Annotated in this window: 6 protein-coding genes; all 6 read left to right on the top strand. The window is 70.7% G+C overall.

The features are described from left to right. Window positions 1–1,924 (top strand): translation initiation factor IF-2 (infB, locus tag M3N57_01375; GenBank protein MDP9021356.1); only part of this gene is annotated, 1,924 nt, incomplete at its 5' end. A 33-nt stretch (window positions 1,925–1,957) separates the two neighbouring features. Next, window positions 1,958–2,278 carry a DUF503 domain-containing protein gene (locus M3N57_01370; GenBank protein MDP9021355.1) on the top strand — a complete coding sequence of 107 codons (321 nt, stop codon included), beginning with the start codon at window positions 1,958–1,960 and terminating at the stop codon, window positions 2,276–2,278. Between the two features lies 1 nt (window position 2,279). After that, window positions 2,280–2,696, top strand: coding sequence for a 30S ribosome-binding factor RbfA (gene rbfA / locus M3N57_01365; GenBank protein MDP9021354.1), 417 nt, complete (start codon window positions 2,280–2,282; stop codon window positions 2,694–2,696). Beyond that, window positions 2,677–3,732, top strand: a complete 1,056-nt coding sequence (locus M3N57_01360) for a bifunctional oligoribonuclease/PAP phosphatase NrnA (GenBank protein ID MDP9021353.1) — start codon at window positions 2,677–2,679, stop codon at window positions 3,730–3,732. The genes rbfA and M3N57_01360 overlap by 20 nt, the downstream gene beginning before the upstream one ends. A 1-nt stretch (window position 3,733) precedes the next feature. Next, complete coding sequence (gene truB / locus M3N57_01355; GenBank protein MDP9021352.1) at window positions 3,734–4,678, top strand: tRNA pseudouridine(55) synthase TruB; 945 nt, start codon at window positions 3,734–3,736, stop codon at window positions 4,676–4,678. After that, a complete protein-coding gene (locus tag M3N57_01350) occupies window positions 4,675–5,631 on the top strand; it encodes a bifunctional riboflavin kinase/FAD synthetase (protein ID MDP9021351.1) in 957 nt (318 codons plus the stop codon). The genes truB and M3N57_01350 overlap by 4 nt, the downstream gene beginning before the upstream one ends. Window positions 5,632–5,660 lie beyond the last annotated feature (29 nt).

The following is a 5,660-nucleotide window of genomic DNA, read 5'->3' as shown; positions in this document are numbered from 1 at the left end:
GCCGGCGCCGGGGCGTGGCGCCCCCGGCGGTACCCCGCCCGGGCGGGGCGCGCCGCCCCGTCCCGCCGGGAAGAAGCGCAAGAAGGGGCGGAAGACCCAGCCCCAGGAGCAGGCGCTCGACTTCCAGCCACGGCAGCGACGTGACGAGCCGCTCGCCACCGACGTCGAGCGCGTCGAGGTCCTGTCGGGCATCACCGTCGACGAGCTGGCCAAGAAGCTCGACGTGTCCGGAGCGGCCCTCGTCAAGAAGCTGTTCCAGATGGGTGAGATGGTCACCGTGCAGCAGTCGCTGCCCAACGACACCGTCGAGATCCTGTGCGACGAGCTCGGCGTCGACGTGTACTTCGCGACCGAGGAGGAGCTGGAGTTCGGGATCGAAGAGCCCGAGGACCCGGCCGACCTCCAGCCGCGGCCCCCGATCGTCACGGTGATGGGCCACGTCGACCACGGCAAGACGTTGCTGTTGGACGCGATCCGCGAAGCCGACGTGGTGTCGGGTGAGGCCGGTGGCATCACCCAGCACATCGGCGCCTACCAGGTGCGCAAGGACGGCAAGCAGATCACGTTCATCGACACCCCCGGCCACGAGGCGTTCACCGCCATGCGGGCCCGCGGGGCGCAGATCACCGACATCGCCGTGCTGGTCGTCGCCGCCGACGACGGTGTGATGCCCCAGACGGTCGAGGCGATCAACCACGCCAAGGCCGCGGAGGTCCCGATCGTGGTGGCCGTCAACAAGATGGACCTGCCGGGCGCCGACCCGGACAAGGTCAAGGGCCAGCTCACCGAGTACGGCCTGATCGCCGAGGACTACGGCGGGGACACGCCGACCATCCAGGTCTCGGCCAAGGCCAAGCAGGGCATCGACGACCTGTTGGAGATCCTGCTGCTGCAAGCCGACCTGATGGAGTTGAGCGCCAACCCGAAGAAGGAAGCCCGCGGACGCGTGGTCGAGGCCCACCTCGACAAGGGCCGTGGTGCGGTGGCGACCGTCCTGGTCCAGGCGGGCACGCTGCACGTCGGAGACGTGGTCGTCGCCGGCGTCGCCGACGGCAAGGTCCGTGCGATGTTCGACGAGAACGGCAACCCGATCCAGGAGGCGGGACCCGCCCGCCCGGTGCAGGTCCTGGGCTGGAACGACGTCCCCGAGGCCGGTGACGAGTTCCGGGTCACCGACGAGGAACGCGTGGCCCGTGACATCGCCGAACGTCGCGCCGAGCGCCAGCGCCGCAAGGAGCTGGTCGAGCAGCAGCGTCCCAAGACGCTGGAGGATCTGGCCGCGGAGGTCGAGCGCGGCGAGGTCGCCAGGCTCAACCTGATCATCAAGGGCGACGTGTCCGGTTCGGTCGAGGCGCTCGACGACGCGCTCACCCAACTCGACGTGTCCGACCTGGACGGCCAGGTGGAGGTCCGCGTCGTGCACAAGGGCGTCGGTGCGGTCACCGCCAACGACGTCACGCTCGCCGAGGCGTCGGACGCCACGATCGTGGCGTTCAACGTCCGGCCGGACGCCAACGCGCGTGAGGCGATCGAGCAGAGCGGTGTGGACCTGCGCAGCTACCGCATCATCTACGAGGCCATCGAGGACATCGAACGCGCCCTGAAGGGCATGCTCGGGCCCGAGGTCCACGAGGTCGTGCTCGGCGAGGCGGAGGTTCGCGAGATCTTCAGGGTCCCGCGCGCCGGGTTCGTGTTCGGCTGCATGGTCACCGACGGCGAGGTTCGACGCGGCAGCAACGTGCGTGTCGTCCGCGAGGGCGTCGTCGTGGCCGACGATCGCATCGAGTCGTTGCGTCGCTTCAAGGACGACGTGCGCGAGGTGTCGTCGGGGTACGAATGCGGCATCGGGCTGGCTCGGTTCCAGGACGTCAAGTCCGGTGACGTGCTCGAGGCCTACGAGCAGCGCGAGGTCGAGCGCGTCTGACCCGGCCGTTCGTGGTCCACGTGAGGATGCCGCATGGATCTTCCCGGCACGGAGCCTGGCACGGTGTTCATCGGCGTCGCGCGCGTCGAGCTGCACATCCCCGGTGTGGGGTCGCTCAAGGGCAAGCGCGCCGTGATGAACAAGCTCAAGGCCGGGCTGCAGCGTGAACTGGGGTGCAGCGTCGCCGAGGTCGGCTTCCAGGACCTGTGGCAGCGTGGCGCGGTCGGGGTGGCAGCGGCCGCGTCGTCCCAGACCGGCGCGGAGCGCGTCCTCGATCGCATCGTCGCGGTGATCGAACGTGACCCTCGCGTGGTCGTGACCGCGATCATCAACGATGTGGGGGAGGTCAGCTGAGATGCCCAAGCGAGGCAACCCGCGGGCGGAGCAGCGGGTGAAGGAAGCCGTGGCGGAACTCCTCGAGGAGGACATCGCCGACCCGCGGGTGTCATACGTCACGGTGACCGACGTCCGTCTCACCGAGGACCACAAGCGCGCGACCGTGTACTACACGACGCTCGAGCCGGGCGTGCTGTCGCGCGACCCCCGTGGTGGCGGTGACGCCGTCCTACCCGACGCCGACGAAGCGGCCGCCGGGCTGGCGAGCGCCGCGCCCCGCGTCCAGGGTCTGCTGGCGCGGAGGGTCCGGCTGCGCAACACCCCGATCCTGGAGTTCGCGCCGGACGAGGTCGTCGCCGAAGGCCGGCGCATCGACGACCTCCTGCGTCGGGTCGGTGGGGAGCAGGATGAGGGCGGTGACGACGACGGTGATTGACCAGCAGCTGTCGTCACGTGGACACGACGACGCGCCCGGGTGGGCCGGCGAGATCCCCGCCGAAGCGTGGGACGCGACCATCGCCGTCCTCGAACGGGCCCGCGACGACGGCCTGCTGATCGGGCTGGCCTGTCACGCCGACCCCGACGGTGACGCGATCGGATCGTTGCTCGGCATGCAGCTGTTCCTGCGACAGTGGGGCGTGGCGTCGGTCGCGTCCTGGGGGAGTGACCCGTTCGCGGTCCCGCCCCAGTACACGTTCCTGCCGGCCCTCGACCAGCTGGTTCCTCCGCGCGACTTCCCCGACGCCCCCGACGTGCTGATCACCTTCGACGCCGGCAGCCCCGCGCGGTTGGGCCTGCTGGCCGGCGCTGCCGACCGCGCCGGGACGGTGATCGTCGTCGACCACCACGAGAGCAACACCGGGTTCGGGGACATCAACCTGGTCGCGCCCCGCGCCGCAGCGACGGCGGTCCTCGTCGACGAGCTGATCCGCCGACTCGGCGGTCACCCCGACCGCGACATCGCCGCGTGCCTGTACACCGGCCTGGTGACCGACACCGGCCGCTTCCAGTACAAGAGCACCGATCGCTCGGCGATGGAGCTCGGTAGCCGGCTGATCGGCGAGGGGATCGACCACGCCGAGATGAACCGGCAGATGTTCGAGACGCACTCGTTCGGGTACCTCAAGGTGCTGGCCCGGGTCCTGGACCGCGCCACGTTCGTGCCGGAGGCCAGCCTGGTGTACTCCTGGGTGGAGCAGTCGGACCTCGAGCGGTACGGGATGTCGCTGGAGGAGACCGAGGGCATCATCGACGTGCTGCGCACCGCCGACTCGGCCGAAGTGGCGATGATCATGAAGGAGCAGCCAGACGGCCGGTGGCGGGTGTCGTTCCGCGCCAAGGGCCGCACCGACGTCGCCGCGCTGGCCTCCGACCTCGGTGGCGGTGGACACCAGTTCATGGCCGGTTTCCACGCGGACGAGCCTCGTGACGCGATCATCGACGCGGTCGTCGAGCGCCTCGCCGGGATATGACGTGGGCGGCTCGAGCGCACCGACCACGAGCGACGGTGTCCTCGTCGTCGACAAGCCCGCGGGGATGGGATCCACCGACGTGGTCCGGGTCCTGCGCCGCGTGACACGACAGCGGCGCGTGGGGCACACCGGCACCCTCGACCCCGACGCCACGGGTGTGCTGGTGGTGTGCCTGGGGCGAGCCACCCGCCTGGTGCGGTTCCTGCAGGAGGGCCGCAAGACCTACCTCGCACAGGTCACGTTCGGCGTGGAGACCACCACCCAGGATGCGAGCGGGCAAGTCGTGGCGGAACGGTCGGCGCACGCCGTCACCGAGGGCCGTCTGCGCCAGGCGCTGACCGGGTTCATCGGCGACATCCCGCAGGTGCCCCCGATGGTGTCGGCCGTGAAGGTCGGCGGCGAACGGTTGTACGACAAGGCCCGCCGCGGTGAGGTCGTGCGACGCGAGCCACGCACGGTGACGATCCACGACATCGTCGTGGAGTCGTTCGAAGCGGGGGAGCGCGCGCACGCGTCGTTGCTGGTGACGTGCTCGTCCGGGACCTACATCCGCACCCTCGCACACGACCTCGGCGGCGCACTCGGCTGCGGAGCGAGCCTCGCGGGGCTCCGCCGCTTGACCAACGGCGCGTTCACCGTGCACGACGCCCACACACTGGCCGACATCGAGGGCGCCGCCGAACACGGCGAGCTGCGCCGGCTGGTGCTGACCATGGCCGAGGCGGTGCGGGGTCTGCCGTCGGTCGAGGTCGACGCCGAGACCGCCCGGGCGGTCGCCACCGGCCGCCGCTTGCCGGCCACGGGGCTGCCCGGACCGATCGCGCTGGTGCACCGCGTCGGCGGCGAACCGACGCTGGTGGGGATCTACGCCGACGACGACGGTCACGCTCGCGCCGAAGCGGTGTTCGTCCAGCCCTCCGACCTGCAACGGTCGGAGAGCCGATGACGACGCCCGCCGGGCGTTCGTCGCCGTCCGAGCGGGCGTGGCACTCGCTCGACGAGGTCGAAGCTGCCCCGTCGGTCGTGACCATCGGGTTCTTCGACGGCGTTCACCGTGGCCACCAGGCCATCTTCGACCGCACGGCTGCAAGCGCCGAGGAACTGGGCCTGCGTGCGCTGGCGGTGACGTTCGACCGTCACCCCAGCGAGGTGCTCCGCCCGGGGTCGCAGCCGCCGCTGCTGATGACCCGTGAACGGCGGGTGCGGACGCTGCTGGAGGTCGGCGCCGATCGCGTGCTGGTCCTGCCGTTCACGTTGGAGCTGTCACAGCTGGAGCCGGCCGCCTTCGTCGACCAGGTGCTGGTCGCCGTCCTCGACGTGCGCAAGGCGGTGGTGGGCAGCAACTTCCGCTTCGGTCACCGCGCCAGCGGGGACGTCTCGCTCCTGGCCGATCTCGGTACCGCCCACGGCTTCGACGTCGAGGCCGTGCCGCTCCGCAGCCACCTCGACCGCCCGATCTCGTCGTCGACGATCCGCCAGAGGCTCGCCGACGGTGACGTGCGGTGGGTCGCGGAGGCGCTCGGCCGGCCCCACGTGCTGGACGGCACGGTCGTCCGTGGCGACCGCCGCGGCCACCAGCTCGGCGTCCCGACGATCAACGTGGACGTGTCCGAGCGGATGGCTTTCCCCGCGAACGGGGTGTACGCGGGCGACGTGGACATCCCCGACGGGCGCTGGCCGGCGGTGACCAGCGTCGGGACCCGGCCGACCTTCGACGGCGAGACCGTCACGGTCGAGTCGCACCTGCTGGACTTCGACGGTGACCTGTACGGGGCGCAGGTCTCGGTGGGGTTCACCCACCGACTCCGCGACGAGTTGAAGTTCGACACGGTCGGCGACCTGGTCGCTGCCATGGAGGATGACATCCGCCATGCACGTGCCCTGCTGTCGATCGGCTAACTCGATCCGCTGACTGCTGGATCGTGCCG

The organism is Actinomycetota bacterium (assembly GCA_030776725.1).
Taxonomy (GTDB): Bacteria; Actinomycetota; Nitriliruptoria; order Nitriliruptorales; family JAHWKO01; genus JAHWKW01.
Note: the sequence above shows the minus strand (reverse complement) of the source record. Positions and strands in the feature narration are given on the sequence as shown.